Origin of the sequence: Stenotrophomonas sp. TWI587 (assembly GCF_039674145.1) — a bacterium.
GTDB classification, from domain to species: Bacteria; Pseudomonadota; Gammaproteobacteria; order Xanthomonadales; family Xanthomonadaceae; genus Stenotrophomonas; species Stenotrophomonas maltophilia_AY.
Genome location: NZ_JBDJMW010000001.1, coordinates 300,126 through 315,948, shown reverse-complemented (window position 1 = coordinate 315,948; position 15,823 = coordinate 300,126). Strand labels below are relative to the sequence as shown.

Sequence of the window (15,823 nt, the reverse complement as noted above, 5' to 3'; positions counted from 1 at the left end):
TGGTCGGCTGCACTTTCGTCGGGGCGTCTGAGGTGCCGGCCAGCGGCCGGCACTACCGGTGGCGGTAGGCCCGCGCGGATTTCCGGCTCAATAGGCCAGGTTGGCCAGCAGCGGGACGTCACTCGTCCAGCGCTCGCGGCCACCGAGGCCGGCCAGTTCCACCAGCACGGCCGCACCGACCACCTCGACCTGCAGCTGACGCGCCAGCGACAACGCCGCCAGCAGGGTGCCGCCGGTGGCGAGCACATCATCGACCACCAGCACGCGTGCGCCGGCCGGCAAGGCATCGGCGTGCACTTCAATGCTGTCGGTGCGGTATTCCAGGGTGTAGTCCTGGCGCAGCACCTTGCCGGGCAGCTTGCCCGGCTTGCGTACGGGCACGAAGCCCACGCCCAGCACCCGCGCCATGGCTGCGCCGAGGATGAATCCGCGCGACTCGATCCCCATCACGGCCTGCAGATCGGCATCGCGCCAGGGCGCGACCATCGCATCGATGGCGGCCGCGAAATCCGGGCCGTCGGCGAGCAGCGGCATGATGTCCTTGAACAGGATGCCCGGCTTGGGGAAATCGGCGATGTCGCGCAGGCGGCCGGCCCAGGCGGGCGTGGCGGAAGACTCGGTCATGGGTCTGGAAACAAACAGGGTGGCATAGGGTAACCGAGGCCTGCGCAGCAGCGCCTTACACGCCTGTGCCCGCGGCAGAACGGTTCATCCCGCCCTGACCGCGCGCGCGGGTCAGGAGCTGCAGGACAGCATCGAGCAGCCGGCCTTTACACGTGCCCACTCGGGCCGCTTGGCCGCGAAGTGCTCGCGCCCGGGCTGCACGTCATACGGGCGCCGCAGCACCTCCAGCAGCGTGTGCACGCCGCTGAGATCACCCTGCTCCGCCTGCTCGATCGCCTCCTGGGCGAGCCAGTTGCGCAGCACGTAGACCGGATTGGCCCGACCCATCTGCTGCTGACGCGCCTGTGCACTCAGGCCATCGCCGCGCAGGCGCACCGCGTACTGCTGCAGCCATGCCTGCAGCGACGGCAGCACCGCGTCGCGACGGGCCGGGCTGTAGAACGCCTCCTCCAGTACCGCCACGGAAGGCGATGCGGGATCGAGCGCCATCAGCCCACGGAAGGCCAGGGTCATGTCCATCTCGCCCTCGTGCAGAATCTCCAGCCACGCCGCCATCAACGCCACATCGTCATCGCGGCAGGTGTCCAGCCCCAGTTTCGCAGCGATATCGGCGCGCTCGCAGTCCGCGTGCACCTGCTGGAAACGCGCCAGCCCGTCATGCAGCGGGGTGACATCCTCGAACAGCGGCGCCAAGGCCTGCGCCAGCCGGGTGAGATTCCAGTACGCCACCTGCGGCTGGGTGCCGAAACGATAACGTCGTCCCTGCGCGTCAGTGGTGTTGGGGGTCCACTCAGGATCGTAATCCTCGACCCAGCCATACGGTCCGTAATCGATGGTGAGCCCGAGAATGGAGAGGTTGTCGGTGTTCATCACGCCATGCACGAAACCCACGCGCATCCAATGCGCGACCAGCACTGCGGTGCGCTCGCAGATGTCGGCGAACCAGCGTGCGTGGCGTGCCTCGCCCGCCTCTGCCAGCGCAGGAAAATCGCGCGCGATGCAGACATCGGCCAACTGCCGCAGCAACGCGGTGTCGCCGCGCGACGCCGGCAGTTCGAACGTGCCAAAGCGGATGAAGGACGGCGCGACCCGACACACGATCGCGCCGGGTTCGGCTTCAGGGTGACCGTCGTAGAACATGTCGCGCACGACGGCATCGCCGGTGCCGACCAGACTCAGCGCGCGCGTGGTCGGCACGCCGAGGTGATGCATCGCTTCGCTGCACAGGAACTCGCGGATGGACGAGCGCAGCACCGCACGCCCGTCGGCGCCCCGCGAGTACGGTGTGCGCCCGGCGCCCTTCAACTGCAGCTCCCAGTGCGCACCGTCCGGGGTGAGCAGCTCGCCCAGCGAGATCGCGCGGCCATCGCCGAGCTGCCCCGCCCAATGGCCGAACTGATGGCCACCGTAGTTGGCCGCCCACGGTGCCATCCCGGCATAGAGCGCATTGCCGCCGAACACCCGCGCGAAGTCCTCGCTCTCGATCAGGTCCTCGCCCATGCCCAGCAGCGTGGCCACCTCAGGCGAGTATGCCAGCAGCCGTGGCGCGGCAACCGGCGTCGGCATGACCGAGGACCACGCTGCCTCGCGCACCTCCCGCACGCGCGGGCCGATTTCCGGGTCGCCGGGCAGGTCACGGATGAAACGGTTGTCGAAACGCAGGGGCTGGGTGCTCATCGGTATGAAATGGGGGCAGACCGGCTGCCCCGCAAGTTCAGCGCGAACCGCCGCCGAGGTTCAACGGACCGCCGCGCTCCACCGCACGCTGGTACGCCGGGCGCTGCTCGATCCGGGCCAGGTACGCCTGCAGCCGTGGGTAGGCGGCCATGTCGCCACCGCGCGCGGCGGCGGCCTGGATCGGGAAACTCATCTGGATATCGGCAGCGGTGAAGCGTTCACCGGCAAACCACGGCGCCTGGCCGAGCTCGCGTTCCATCCAGTCCATGTGCAGCTTCACCTGCGGACGCACGAAGCCGTTGAGCGCCTTGTCGGCGATGGAGCGCGCGATCGGCTTGGCGAAGAACGGCATCGGCGCGTTGCGCAGCCGCGAAAACACCAGGGTCATCACCAGCGGCGGCATCGCCGAGCCTTCGGCATAGTGCATCCAGTAGCGGTAACGCACGCGTTCGGGCACCTGCGCCGGCATCGGCTCGGGGGAGAGCTGGCGGCCGCTGTCGTAGCGGTCGGCGAGGTATTCCAGAATCGCGCCGGATTCGGCCAGGACCAGCGCGTCGTCCTGCAGCACCGGCGACTTGCCTAGCGGGTGCACGTCGCGCAGCGCCTGCGGTGCCAGCCAGGTCTTCGGATCGCGCTGGTAGTTGACGACCTGGTACGGCAGGCCCAGTTCTTCGAGCATCCACAACACGCGCAGCGAGCGCGAGTGGTCCAGATGGTGCACCTTGATCATCGAGGGTTCCGCAGGGTCAAAGCGGCATCGTAACCGGGCTACCGGCACGATGACGTCTTCAACGTGTGCTGCGTCGACGATGGCCGAACGCCGCCCAATAAAAAACGCCGGAAGCTTTCGCTTCCGGCGTTTTAGGCGACCTTACGGTTGCGGGGGGTCGATTAGACCGCCTGCACCTGGTCAGCCTGCATACCCTTCTGGCCCTGCACGGCGACGAAAGTCACCTTCTGGCCTTCCTGCAGCGACTTGAAGCCGGTGCCCTGGATCGCGCGGAAATGCACGAAGAGGTCCGGGCCGCTTTCCGGGGTGATGAAGCCGAAGCCCTTGGCGTCGTTGAACCACTTCACGGTGCCCTGCTGACGATCAGACATGTACTAACTCCTGAAACAATAGTTGAAATAATCGCGGCCGCCGCGTATCGGAGCCGAGACTGAGTTGCAGGCGTTGGTAAAGCGGATCGATGAGCAGATCGTGAGATCAACTGCACCAGGCCACGATTCACGGTGACCCTAGCAAACACAGTGTGGGTGACGATACTCGTGTTTTACCGAAAAAGCGATAGCTGGTTTATTCAGCCATCCCCCCTTCCCGCCTGACAGGACAAGGGGTCGGGCGATCCTACACGAAATCGCAGCCCCTATTCAGATTTTTCCTACCTTAAGATCAGCCAAATGACTGACGTACCGACCCCTAAAGTTCACATCTGGGTGGACGCCGACGCCTGTCCGGCCGTCATCAAGGAGATCCTGTTCCGGGCCGCCGAGCGTGCCGGAGTCGGGATGACCCTGGTCGCGAACCACTGGCTGCGGACCCCTCCGTCCCGTTTCATCCGCTCGATCCAGGTTGCACCGGGCCTGGACGTGGCCGACAGCGTGATCGTCGAACGGGTCCAGCCGGGCGATCTGGTCGTCACGCAGGACATCCCGCTGGCGGCCTTGGTGTTGGACAAGAAGGCCGTCGCATTGAACCCGCGCGGCGACCTGTACACCCCGAACAACATGGCCGAGCGGCTGTCGATGCGCAATTTCATGGAGGAACTGCGCGGCTCCGGTATCCAGACGGGTGGCCCTGCGCCGCTGCATGCGCGCGACAGGCAGGCCTTCGCTGCGCAGCTGGATCGTTGGCTGCCCAACCGTTCGGCAAGATGAACGGACGGATGGCGGATCGAGGGCCCGGCGTGGCGGAGAGTCGCGGCCCGGTAGTGCCGGCCGCCGGCCGGCTCTACAGGTGGAGCGACAGGCCGCTGGTGAACGTGCGCCGCTGCCCGCTCAGCGGGTCATCGAACGCCAATCCCTTGGCCAGCAGTTGCAGCGGCGCGTCCGCCGGGGCATCCACGAGCAGCTCCGGGTACAGATCGTCCCCCAGGATCGGCGCGCCCAGCCCCGCCATGTGCACGCGCAACTGGTGTTTGCGGCCACTGACCGGATGCAGCCGGTAGCGCCAGACCGGGCCGGCCGCCTCGATCACTTCGATGCGGGTCCGCGCATTGGGCTCGCCGGGCACTTCGGCCATCCGGAAGAACGGCTCACCGGGAACCAACCGCGTATGGCGCTCCAGCGGGAACGCCCGCTGCGGCAGCGGCGGTGCCAGGGCCTCGTACACCTTCTCAATGCGCCGCTCGCGGAACAGGCGCTGGTAGGCATCTCGGGTATCGGGCCGGGTCGAGAACAGCACCAGCCCGGCGGTCAGCCGGTCCAGGCGGTGCAGCGGCACCAGATCCCGGTTACCGGTGCGCGCCACCAGCCGGGCCAGCAGCGTCTCGCGCACGTAATCGCCGGCGGGCGTGACCGGCAGGAAGTGCGGCTTGTCGGCCACCAGCAGGTGCGCATCCTGATGGACGATGGCCTCGGCGAAGGGAATCACCGGCTCATCGGCCACTTCACGGAAATACACGATCTCCAGCCCCACCTGCCAGACCTGATCCGGCGCGAGCGCCCTGCCCTGCGCGTCCTGCACCCGCCCCCGGGCAAAGCGGTCTGCCCACTGCGCGCGGTCGATGCGCGGAAAGCGCGCGCACAGCCCGTCCAGCAAGCTCGGCCAGTCGCCGGGGGGCAACTGCAGGCGGCTGGGTGCGGGGGCAGCGAGGATCGGATCGGACGGGCTCATGGCGAACCATTATCATGGCGCTCTTTGTTTCAGGTATCCCCATGGCCCTCACCGCCACCATCCGCAAGGCCGAACTGCAGATCAGCGACATGGATCGCGGCTATTACGCCAGCCATACGCTGACGCTGGCCCAGCACCCGTCCGAGACCGACGACCGCCTGATGGTGCGCCTGCTCACCTTCGCCTTGAACGCCGATGACCGGCTGGAGTTCGGCCGCGGCCTGAGCGTGGACGACGAGCCGGACCTGTGGCGCCGCGACTACACCGGCGACATCGAGCTGTGGATCGAACTGGGCCAGCCCGACGAGTCGCGCCTGCGCAAGGCCGCCGGCCGCGCGCGTGCGGTGCAGCTGGTCACCTACGGCGGCCGCGCCGCCGATATCTGGTGGGACCGCAACGCCTCCGCGCTGAAGAAGCTGTCCACGCTGGAGGTCATGGACCTGCCGGGCGAGTTCGTCACCGAATGGGGCGCGCAGATTGAACGCACGATGCAGTGGGACGTGCAGATCCAGGACGGCGAAGTGCAGTTGACGTCGGACAAGGCGCAGCTCAGCGTCATCCCCACCTGGCGCAAGCAGAAGCCGCAGGCGTGAGTGTGATCCGCTGTGATGTGCTGGTCATCGGGGCCGGCGCTGCCGGACTGATGTGTGCGATGACCGCAGGCAAACGCGGGCGCCAGGTGCAGGTGATCGACCATGCCAACAAGGTTGGCAAGAAGATCCTGATGTCCGGCGGCGGGCGCTGCAACTTCACCAACACCGGCACCACGGCGGCCAATTTCCTGTCGGCCAATCCGCACTTCTGCAAATCCGCGCTGGCGCGCTATACGCCGTGGCATTTCATCGAGATGGTGGAGCGGCACGGCATCGCGTATCACGAAAAAGAGCTGGGCCAACTGTTCTGCGACATCTCCTCCAAGCAGATCGTGAAGATGCTGGTGGACGAATGCCAGGCCGCCGGCGTGCAGATCCGCACCGACTGCGGGGTTCAGAAGGTGGAGCGCGGCGCGGACGGCTTCCACGTGCACACCGCGCAGGGGCACTTCCATGCCGCCTCGCTGGTGGTGGCCACGGGTGGTCTGTCGATCCCGAGCATGGGCGCGACCGGCTTCGGCTATGAACTGGCCCGCCAGTTCGGCCATGAGGTCCTGCCGACCCGCGCCGGGCTGGTGCCGCTCACCCTGAGCGGCAAGCACCAGGAGCGCTTCAACGACCTCAGCGGGGTGGCGCTGCCGATCGCGGCGCGCTGCAATGATGTCGAGTTCCGCAATTCCATGCTGATCACGCACCGCGGCATCAGCGGCCCGGCCATCCTGCAGATCTCCTCCTACTGGCAGCCCGGCGATGAGCTTCGGCTGGACCTGCTGCCGGGCCAGGACGCGCTGGAGTGGCTGCGCCGGATGAAGGCCGAGCGCGGTGCCGCCGAGCTGCGCACGGTGCTGTCGGAGGTGTTGCCGCGGCGGTTGGCGCTGCGCCTGTGCGAGCATTGGCTGCCGGACCGGCTGGTGCGCCAGATCGACGAGCCCCAGCTGCGCCAGGCCGCGGAACTGCTGCAGAATTTCCCACTGGTGGCCAGTGGCACCGAGGGCTACCGTACCGCCGAGGTGACGCTGGGCGGGGTCGACACCCGCAAGGTGTCCTCCAGTACCTTTGAGTCGCAATTGGTTCCCGGCCTGCACTTCATTGGGGAGGTGCTGGACGTGACCGGCTGGCTGGGGGGCTACAACTTCCAGTGGGCCTGGGCCTGTGGCCATGCCGCGGGCAGCGTGGCCTGAGCCGGAACGCACGTTCCGTGATCGGCTACCGTTTGCCGCATGGACGTAGTCACACGCATCGTGTATCAAGTTTGCAGTCCGGGGAGTAGTGAATGCAGAACGCGAATGACATGACGGTCCGCCTGCTGATCGTGGACGACAGCGGCGAGAACGCCGAGACCATCGTCAGCACGCTGCGCAACAGCGGCATCGCGGTGCGCCCGACGCGCCCGCAGCACAGCGAGGAGCTGGCCCAGGTGCTGGTCAGCCAGCCGATCGACCTGGTACTGGTTGCCGCCGCGCAGAGCATCCCGCTGCTGCAGGTGACCCAGCAGATCGCGACCAGTGGCAAGGACATCCCGATGATCCTGCTGGCCGAATCGATCGATGAGAACGAGTGGGTCGAGGCCGGCGCCAACGGCATCCGCGCCATCGCCCTGCGCCACCGCCCCGAGCACCTGCTGGCGGTGGTCCGCAACGAATGGACCGATCTGCATGCGCGCCGCGGGCTGCGCCGGATCGAGGCGCAGATGCGCGAGACCGAACGCCGCTGCGACGCACTGATCTCCTCCTCCCGCGACCCGATCGCCTACATCCACGAAGGCATGCACATCCGGGCCAACGAGGCCTACCTGGAAATGTTCGGCTACGAGACCTTCGACGACGTGGCAGGTATCTCGCTGCTGGACATGGTCGCCCCGCAGCACGTGGATGGCTTCAAGCAGCTGCTCAAATCCATGAGCAAGGGGGATGCCCCCCCGCCGCAGTACCAGGTGGACGCGCGCAACCAGGACGGCGCGGTGTTCGCCGCGACCATGGAATTCACCCAGGCCAGCTACGAAGGCGAATCCTGCCTGCAGGTGGTGTTCCGCCGCCGCATGGAGTTCGATCCGGAGCTGGCCCGCGAGGTCGAAGACCTGCGCCAGCGCGACCAGGTCACCGGCCTGCTCAACCGCCCGACCTTCATGCTGCATGTCGAAAACGCGGTCGCCCAGGCCGGCCGCAGCGAGGGCCAGTTCGGCCTGCTGCTGATCGAGCCGGACCATTACGCGCGCCTGCTGCCGGAGATCGGGCTGGATTCGGCCGATGCACTGATCGGCGCCCTCGCCCGCGTGCTGGCGCAGAGCGTGGGCGATGCGGCCCACGTGGCGCGCTTTGGCGAACACAGCTTCGCGGTGCTGACCGAGGCCGCGTACGCGCAGACCGTTGCCTTGGCCGACCAGATCCGCGAGGCGTTCGCCTCGCAGGTCTTCAGCATCGGCGAACGCTCGGCCACGGTCACCGTCAGCGTCGGCGGCGTGCAGGTGGGCGAGAAGATCGCAAGCATCGGCCAGGTGCTGGCCCGCGCGACCGAGTGCACCCAGGCCGCACTGGAACTGGGCAACACCACCCGCGTGTTCGATCCGGCCGCGGTGGACCGCGTGGAAGAGGAGCGCATCCAGCACTGGGTCACCCGCATCCGCCAGGCGCTGGACGGCGATGGCTTCCAGCTGCACTACCAGCCGGTCCTCAACCTGCAGGGCGAAGCACTGGAGTTGTACGAGGCCTACCTGCGCCTGGACCACAACGGCGAGCTGCTCAGCCCGAACGCGTTCCTGGGCATCGCCGAGGACCATGGCCTGCTGGCCGACATCAACCGCTGGGTGGTGACGCACGCGATCAGCACGCTCGCCGCGCGCAAGCGCGAGGGCCATGTCACCCACATGATGGTCAAGATCACCCCGGAGTCGTTCAACGACCCGCTGATGATCGCCACGCTCCGCCGCGAACTCGAGGCGCAGGGTGTGCCGGGCGAACAGCTGTGGCTGCACGCGCCGGAGGCCAAGGTGTTCACCCACCTGCGCAATGCCCAGCAGTTCCTCGCCGCCGTCGCGCCGCTGGGCTGCCGGATCGGCCTGGAGCAGTTCGGCTCAGGACTGGATTCGTTCCAGCTGCTGGCGCACTTCCAGCCGCAGTTCCTCAAGCTGGACCGCGACTTCACGTCGGACTTCGCCCGCACCCGCGAGCACAGCGAGAAGATCAGCGAAATCACCGCGCGTGCGCAGGCAGCCGACATCCGGACCATCGCCGAATTCGTCGCCGATGCCAACTCGATGAGCCTGCTCTTCAGCGCCGGCGTGGATTACGTGCAGGGCGAGTTCGTCGGCCCGGCCGGCCCGGTGATGAACTTCGATTTCAGCTGAGCGCCTGAGCGTCACGACCAACGGTCGTGACCTAAGGCTTCCCGGACATCCGGGTGCGCCGCATGGGCGTCACGGCGCGCCGCGCGGGCATCTGCGCGCGCCGCACCGGTAGATGCCGACCGTTGGTCGGCATCCCTCCTTCCGATCAGGCCATCTCGACCAGATTCGGAATCTTCACGTCGGTGGCAACATCGGCGTCGTAATCCACGCCTTCCACGCCGAACCCGAACAGACGCAGGAAGTCGGCCTTGTAGCCGGCCAGATCGCTGATCTCGTACAGGTTCTCGTTGGTCACCTGCGGCCACAGGGCGACCACTTCGCCCTGCACCTCTGGCGCCATTTCCTTGTAATCCGCGCGCAGGCGGCCGGCGTCATCGATCAGCTCAACCTGGCGGCCGCCATCGGTGACCAGATCGTGGCGCAGGCGCTCGGTTGCGGTGCCTGCGTCCTTGCCGCCGTAGAGGATGTCGTACAGCGTATCGAGCTGCTCGATGCAGCCTTCGTGCGTGCCCTTGGCCTTCATCACCTTGAACAGCAGCGACAGGTACAGCGGCATGGTCGGGATCGCAGAGCTGGCCTGGGTGACCACCGCCTTGAGCACCGACACGCGTGCATCGCCACCGATCGGGGCCAGCTTCTGGCGCAGGCCGACGACCTTCTCGTCCAGATCCTTCTTGGCCGCGCCGATGGAGCCGTTCCAGTAGATCGCCTGGGTGATTTCCTCACCGACGTAGGTGAAGGCCGTGGTGGTCGCACCTTCGGCGAGCACGTCAGCCTCGAGCAGCGCATCGATCCACATCTGCCAGTCTTCGCCACCCATCACGGCGACGGTGCCGGCGATCTCTTCCGGGCTGGCCGGCTCGATCGTGGTTTCGGTGATCACTTCCTTGTCGGTATCCAGGCCACGCAGCGTGATCGGCGCACCGATCGGCTTGAGCGTGGAACTGATCACTTCACCGGTCTTGGGATGCTTGCGGCGCGGCGCGGCCAGGCTGTAGACCACCTGGTCGACCTGGCCGAGGTCCTGCTTGATCAACTCGATGACCTTGGCCTTGACCTCATCGGAGAAGGCATCGCCATTGACGCTCTTGGCGTACAGACCGGCCTGCTCGGCGTACTTGTGGAACGCGGCGGTGTTGTACCAGCCGGCGGTGCCGGGCTTGGTCTCGGTGCCCGGGCGTTCGAAGAACACACCCAGCGTGGCGGCATCGCTGCCGAAGGCGGCGGTGATGCGCGCGGCCAGGCCATAGCCGGTAGAGGCGCCGAGCACCAGCACCTTCTTCGGGCCGTTGGCGATCTTCGGCTTGGACTGGATGTAATCGATCTGCTGCTTGACGGCCGCATCGCAGCCGACGGGATGGGTGGTGACGCAGATGAAGCCGCGCACACGCGGTTTGATGACCATATAAACCTCGAGGGGACTGGCGCAGGACGGACCGGCGCGATGAAAAGGGAGGTCGCGCGCCACCGGAGCGGCTGCGCGGAACGCAAGGGATCGTAGTGCGCAGCGCTGCTTAGTACAACCGACGGGGGTGTATGTTCCTAGTGGCCCGGGGCCGGTGAGGGCAGGTCGGGACGCGCCGTGAATCCGTCCGTGGAGGCTCGACACCCGCATCCCTGCGGGTGACGGTCCCGCCCTGCCCTCACCGACCCCTGCCCGACACAGGGTCGCTGCGGACGGAGAGCAGCCACGCATGGCGTGGCTCTACCTGCCACACCTGACGCTGTGACGAGTGCAGTGGATGCTGACTCTTGGAGATTGGCCGACTGTCGCCGAACCAGGATCGCGCGTGCAGAGAGTCACCAATGCCAAGGCCGATTCTTGCCCCACGTAGATCCACGCCAGCGCGGGTGCCGTTGCTTTGCTTTGCGTGGCTTTGCTTTGCGTGGCTTTGCCTTGCTTCGCTCTGCCCTACCAACCGCCATCCAGCCCCCTGTCTGGAGGGTGACGGATAGCGATGTGCAGGACCGTTGGAGCGCCATGGATGGCGCTCACGAGCCCCCAGGGATGGGTTTACGGCGGGTCCAGCACAGCGCTATCCGTCGCCCTCCAATAGTGAACATCCAAGGCGCCGCTCTGGCTGCCGCTCTGGCTCTGGCTCCGGCTCTAACTCTGGCGCTGGCCCTGAACAAAAAGAAAGGCCGCGCAATGCGCGGCCTTTCAGATGTTTCACACCACCAGAAACCTTACGGACGACGCTCCAACGCTTCCACGTCCTTGGCCTTCGGCAGCAGATCCTGCTTGGTCACCGCCAGTGCGCCCATCGTCAGCAGCGGGCAGGCAATGAAGATCGACGACAGCGTACCGATCACCGCACCGATCATCTGGCTCAGCGCCAGCCCCTCCAGCGAACCACCGCCGTACAGATACAGCGCCAGCACCGACAGGAAGAACACCAGCGAGGTGATGATCGTGCGCGACAGCGTCTGGTTGATCGAACGGTTCATCACTTCCAGCGGCTCCACACGCAGGCTGCGGAAGTTCTCACGCACACGGTCGAACACCACGATGGTGTCGTTGATCGAGAAGCCCATCACCGACAGCAGACCGGCCAGCACGGTCAGATCGAACTCACGGCCGCTCAGCGAGAAGTAACCCGCTACCACCAGCACGTCGAACAGGGTGGTGATGATCGCCACCATCGCGAACTTCCACTCGAAGCGGAAACCGATGTAGATCAGGAAGCCGATCAGCACGAACAGGGCCGCGTACAGACCGTTCAGGGCCAGCTCTTTACCGACCTGCGGGCCGACAAACTCGGCACCGACGATGGCCGCCTGGTTGCCCTCCACCGAGATCGCCTTCTGCACCGCTTCAGCGGTGCGGTTGTTGGCTTCACCGGCGTTCTCGCCTTCGGCCATCTCCTGCGGCTGCAGACGGATCAGCAGGTTGCTGCCGCTGCCGAAGCTCTGCACCTGGGCACCGGCATAACCGGCGCCTTCCAGATGCTCGCGCACGGCATCGACGTCAGCTGGCTTGTCGAAACGGACTTCGACCACGGTGCCGCCGGTGAAATCCAGCGCGTAGTTGAAGCCCTTGAAGGCAATGCAGCCAATGGCGGCAATGAACACCAGCGCCGCCAGACCGATGGCCACCCAGCGGGTGCGCATGAAGTCGAACTTGGTGTCGTTCGGGATCAGATGCAACGGGAAAAGTTTCATGGTTTCTATTCGCTTCCCGTCAGATGGCCAGGGTCTTGAGCTTCTTGCGGCGGCTGTAAACCAGCACGGCAAGGGCACGCGAGACGGTGATTGCAGTGAACATGGAGGCCAGGATGCCGACGATCATGGTCACGGCGAAGCCCTTCAGCGGGCCAGTACCGAACGCATACAACGCCACACCCGCCAGGATGCCGGTGAGGTTGGCGTCCAGGATGGTCCCGGAAGCCTTCTCGTAACCGGCCACGATGGCCGCCTTGGGCGGCATGCCGGCCCGCAGCTCTTCACGGATACGTTCGTTGATCAGCACGTTGGCGTCGACCGACAGGCCGATCGACAGCGCCAGGCCGGCGAAGCCGGGCAGCGTCATCGTCGCACCGAACAGCGACATCACCGCCACCACGATCAGCAGGTTGAACAGCATCGCCACCGAGGTGATCACGCCGAACATCCGGTAGTACACGGTGAAGAAGACCAAGGTGAACAGGAACGCGAAGCCGACCGCGGTCACGCCGCGCTCGACGTTCTCCGCACCCAGGCTCGGGCCGACGATGCGTTCTTCAACAAAGTCCATCGGCGCGGCCAGCGAGCCGGATTTCAGCAGCTTGGCCAGGTTGTCCGCCTCGAGCTTGTCCAGGCCGGTGGTCTGGAAGTTCTTTCCGAACACGCCGTTGATGTTGGCGACCGAGATCACCTCTTCCTTGACGCGGAAGCTGCGCACTTCCTTGCCGTCGACCACGTTCACGGTCGGGATGCGCTCGGTGTAGACCACCGCCATCGGCTTGTTCACGTTGGCGCTGGTGAAGTCGAACATGCGCTGGCCGCCGACGTTGTTCAGCGTCACGCTCACCGCCGCCGAACCGTTCTGGTCGGTGGTGGCCTGCGCGGCGACCATCTGGTCACCGGTCACGATCACGCGCTTGTTGAGCAGGATCGGGCCGCGGTTGTCGCGCTGCTGGTAGACCTTGGCCTCCGGCGGGATGCGGCCACTGGCGATCGCGTCCTGGGCATTGCCTTCGACCACGGCGCGGTATTCCAGCGTCGCGGTGGCACCGATCATGCGCTTGGCTTCGGCGGTGTCCTGCACGCCGGGCAGCTGCACGACCACGCGGTCGGCACCCTGGCGCTGGATGATCGGCTCGGCCACGCCGAGCTGGTTGACGCGGTTGCGCAGCGTGTTGACGTTCTGCTCGATGGCGCCGTTGGCGATCGCCGTCAGCTCCGTCTCCGGCATGCTCACGGTGATGCGGTTGCCCGCCACCTCGTAGCCCAGCGTCGGCTGCGCCTTGACCATCACTTCCCGGGCACGCGTGGCAGCATCGGCACCGGCGGACGGGCTGATGGTGGCCACGATGGTGTTGTCGCCACGGCGTTCAACCGACTGGTAGGCGATGCGGGCATCGCGCAGGCTGGTCCGCACGTCTTCGGCGTAGGCGTCCAGACGCTTGTCCAGTGCGGCCTTCTGGTCGACCTGCAGCACGAAGTGCACGCCGCCCTGCAGATCCAGGCCCAGCACCATCGGCTTGGCGCCGAGGTCGCTCAGCCAGTCCGGCACGGTGGAGGCCAGATTCAGGGCCACCACGTAGTCCTCGCCCATCTCGTCGCGCAGGGCGTCGTTGGCAGCAGTCTGCGCCTGCAGCGTCGGCAGGCGCACGATCAGGCTGTCGCCTTCCTTGGCCACCGACAGCGGCTCCACGCCGGCCTGCTTGAGGTCACCCAGCACGCGGTCGCGCAGGGCGTCGTCGATCTGCCCGCCACGGTTGGCGGTGATCTGCACGGCAGGGTCCTTCTGGTAGATGTTGGGCAGTGCGTACAACGCACTGACCGCCAGCACGATCAGGATGAGGAAATACTTCCAGCGTGGAAATTCGAGCATTGCTTGGGTCCCGCGCGGTGCCCGTCCCGGCACCGCGGTTGAACGGAAAGGAGGTGGATCAGTTGGCCGACTTCAGCGTGCCGGTCGGCAGCACATTGCCCACGGCGCCCTTCTGCACGCGGATGCGCACGTTTTCGGCCACTTCGATGGTGATGAAGTTGTCGCCGATGTCGGTGACCACGCCGGCGATGCCGCCGTTGGTCAGCACTTCGTCACCGCGCTTGACCTTCTCCAGCATGGCCTTGTGTTCCTTCTGGCGCTTCATCTGCGGGCGGATCATCAGGAAGTACATGATCGCGATCAGGATGATCGGGAACAGCAGGGTGGTCAGACCCATGCCCTGCGGCTGGCCACCGGCGGCCTGGGCGTTGGCGGTGGGAATCAGGAAGGCAAGCAGGTTCATAGTGTGTCCTTGGGTTGGGAGGCGCCCTGCCCCCTTGGAGGGTCAGGGAGTCGCCGCGAAACGGGGGTCAGCCTCGAAGTATGCCATGGCCCCGGGAGTTCGTCCTTGGGCCGTTTGGCAGGGTCGGCGCGCCGGAGCGGCCGGCCGGGGTCACTTTACAGCGCGGGGGTGACCGCACCACGGGCCGCGTAGAAAGACTCGCGGAAGGCGGTAAAGGTTCCCGCTGCGATCGCGGCACGCATGTCGGCCATCAACTTCTCGTAGTAATAGAGGTTGTGGATGGTGCCCAGCATCGGCGCCAGCATCTCATTGCAGCGGTCCAGGTGGCGCAGGTACGAGCGCGTATAGCCGCTGGTGCAGGCGTGGCAGCCGCAGCCCGGCTCGATGGTGTCCATGTCGCGCTCGTAGCGGGCGTTGCGGATGCGCACGGTGCCGAACGAGGTGAAATAGTGGCCGTTGCGCGCATTCCGGGTCGGCATCACGCAATCGAACATGTCCACGCCGCGGGCGACGCCTTCGACCAGGTCTTCCGGGCGGCCCACGCCCATCAGATAGCGCGGGCGATCGGCCGGCAGGATCGGGTGCATGTGGTCGAGCATGGCGTTGCGTTCGTGCTCGGGTTCGCCCACGGCCAGGCCGCCGATGGCGTAGCCATCAAAGCCGATCTGCTGCAGGCCCTCGGCCGAGCGGCTGCGCAGGTCGTGATGGACACCGCCCTGGACGATGCCGAACAGCGCCGCGTCATTGCCCAGTTCATCGTGCGCGTTGCGGCTGCGCTGCGCCCAGCGCAGGCTCAGTTCCATCGAGGTGCGCGCGACCGGCTCGGTGGCCGGGTACGGGGTGCACTCGTCGAAGATCATCACCACGTCCGAATCGAGCACCTTCTGGATGCGCATGCTCTCTTCCGAGCCCAGGAACACGCGGGCGCCGTCGGTCGGCGAAGAGAAGGTCACGCCCTGCTCGGTGATCTTGCGGCGGTGGGCCAGCGAGAACACCTGGAAGCCGCCGGAGTCGGTCAGGATCGGGCCGTTCCAGCGCGCGAAGCCATGCAGGCCGCCGTGGTCGGCGATCACGTCCAGGCCCGGGCGCAGGTACAGATGGAAGGTGTTGCCCAGGATGATTTCCGCACCCAGCGCACGGATCTGCTCCGGCAGGATGCCCTTCACCGAGCCATAGGTGCCCACCGGCATGAAGGCCGGGGTTTCCACGGTCCCGCGCGGGAAGGTCAGGCGGCCGCGGCGGGCGCGGCCGTCGGTGGTCTGGAGCTGGAACTGGAGTCGGGACATGGAGCGGTCATTCGGGCAAATAGTCT

Annotated in this window: 14 protein-coding genes; 4 read left to right on the top strand and 10 right to left on the bottom strand. The window is 66.4% G+C overall.

Going from position 1 to position 15,823, the window contains the following annotated elements; translation table 11 throughout:
* Positions 1–87: 87 nt before the first annotated feature.
* From ABE464_RS01535 to ABE464_RS01520, 4 genes are all read right to left on the bottom strand, one after another.
* Positions 88–624 carry an adenine phosphoribosyltransferase gene (locus ABE464_RS01535; RefSeq protein ID WP_346470432.1) on the bottom strand — a complete coding sequence of 179 codons (537 nt, stop codon included), beginning with the start codon at positions 622–624 and terminating at the stop codon, positions 88–90.
* A gap of 111 nt (positions 625–735) precedes the next feature.
* Positions 736–2,301 carry a protein adenylyltransferase SelO gene (locus tag ABE464_RS01530; protein ID WP_346470431.1) on the bottom strand — a complete coding sequence of 522 codons (1,566 nt, stop codon included), beginning with the start codon at positions 2,299–2,301 and terminating at the stop codon, positions 736–738.
* Between the two features lie 37 nt (positions 2,302–2,338).
* The gene (locus ABE464_RS01525) at positions 2,339–3,031 is read right to left on the bottom strand and encodes a glutathione S-transferase (RefSeq protein ID WP_346470430.1); all 693 of its coding nucleotides are present in this window, start codon (positions 3,029–3,031) and stop codon (positions 2,339–2,341) included.
* A 161-nt stretch (positions 3,032–3,192) separates the two neighbouring features.
* Entirely contained in the window at positions 3,193–3,402 is a 210-nt protein-coding gene (locus ABE464_RS01520) for a cold-shock protein (protein WP_017356920.1), read from the bottom strand.
* 300 nt (positions 3,403–3,702) lie between these two features.
* On the opposite strand from ABE464_RS01520, the gene ABE464_RS01515 reads away from it, so the two are divergent.
* Entirely contained in the window at positions 3,703–4,179 is a 477-nt protein-coding gene (locus tag ABE464_RS01515; RefSeq protein ID WP_346470429.1) for a YaiI/YqxD family protein, read from the top strand.
* 73 nt (positions 4,180–4,252) lie between these two features.
* Here the strand turns inward: ABE464_RS01515 and ABE464_RS01510 are convergent, their stop codons facing one another.
* Positions 4,253–5,137, bottom strand: coding sequence for a pseudouridine synthase (locus ABE464_RS01510; protein ID WP_346470428.1), 885 nt, complete (start codon positions 5,135–5,137; stop codon positions 4,253–4,255).
* A 41-nt stretch (positions 5,138–5,178) separates the two neighbouring features.
* Between ABE464_RS01510 and ABE464_RS01505 the strand changes: the two genes are divergently transcribed.
* The 3 genes from ABE464_RS01505 to ABE464_RS01495 all read left to right on the top strand — a co-directional run bounded on the left by ABE464_RS01505 (position 5,179) and on the right by ABE464_RS01495 (position 9,073).
* Positions 5,179–5,730, top strand: a complete 552-nt coding sequence (locus tag ABE464_RS01505; protein WP_088433134.1) for a YaeQ family protein — start codon at positions 5,179–5,181, stop codon at positions 5,728–5,730.
* The gene (locus ABE464_RS01500) at positions 5,727–6,911 is read left to right on the top strand and encodes an NAD(P)/FAD-dependent oxidoreductase (protein ID WP_346470427.1); all 1,185 of its coding nucleotides are present in this window, start codon (positions 5,727–5,729) and stop codon (positions 6,909–6,911) included. The genes ABE464_RS01505 and ABE464_RS01500 overlap by 4 nt, the downstream gene beginning before the upstream one ends.
* A 92-nt stretch (positions 6,912–7,003) precedes the next feature.
* Positions 7,004–9,073 carry an EAL domain-containing protein gene (locus tag ABE464_RS01495; protein ID WP_346470426.1) on the top strand — a complete coding sequence of 690 codons (2,070 nt, stop codon included), beginning with the start codon at positions 7,004–7,006 and terminating at the stop codon, positions 9,071–9,073.
* Positions 9,074–9,218: 145 nt separating this feature from the next.
* Here ABE464_RS01495 and fabV read toward each other — a convergent pair whose 3' ends face one another.
* The 5 genes from fabV to tgt all read right to left on the bottom strand — a co-directional run bounded on the left by fabV (position 9,219) and on the right by tgt (position 15,797).
* Positions 9,219–10,478: an enoyl-ACP reductase FabV gene (fabV, locus tag ABE464_RS01490; RefSeq protein WP_346470425.1), complete on the bottom strand. Its 1,260-nt coding sequence runs from the start codon at positions 10,476–10,478 to the stop codon at positions 9,219–9,221.
* A 782-nt stretch (positions 10,479–11,260) separates the two neighbouring features.
* On the bottom strand, positions 11,261–12,235 hold the full coding sequence (gene secF / locus ABE464_RS01485; protein ID WP_346470424.1) for a protein translocase subunit SecF: 975 nt from the start codon (positions 12,233–12,235) through the stop codon (positions 11,261–11,263).
* Positions 12,236–12,254: 19 nt separating this feature from the next.
* Positions 12,255–14,108, bottom strand: coding sequence for a protein translocase subunit SecD (secD, locus tag ABE464_RS01480; protein WP_346470423.1), 1,854 nt, complete (start codon positions 14,106–14,108; stop codon positions 12,255–12,257).
* A gap of 58 nt (positions 14,109–14,166) precedes the next feature.
* On the bottom strand, positions 14,167–14,511 hold the full coding sequence (gene yajC, locus ABE464_RS01475; protein ID WP_019183141.1) for a preprotein translocase subunit YajC: 345 nt from the start codon (positions 14,509–14,511) through the stop codon (positions 14,167–14,169).
* A 155-nt stretch (positions 14,512–14,666) separates the two neighbouring features.
* Complete coding sequence (tgt, locus tag ABE464_RS01470) at positions 14,667–15,797, bottom strand: tRNA guanosine(34) transglycosylase Tgt (RefSeq protein WP_346470422.1); 1,131 nt, start codon at positions 15,795–15,797, stop codon at positions 14,667–14,669.
* Between the last annotated feature and the right edge of the window lie 26 nt (positions 15,798–15,823).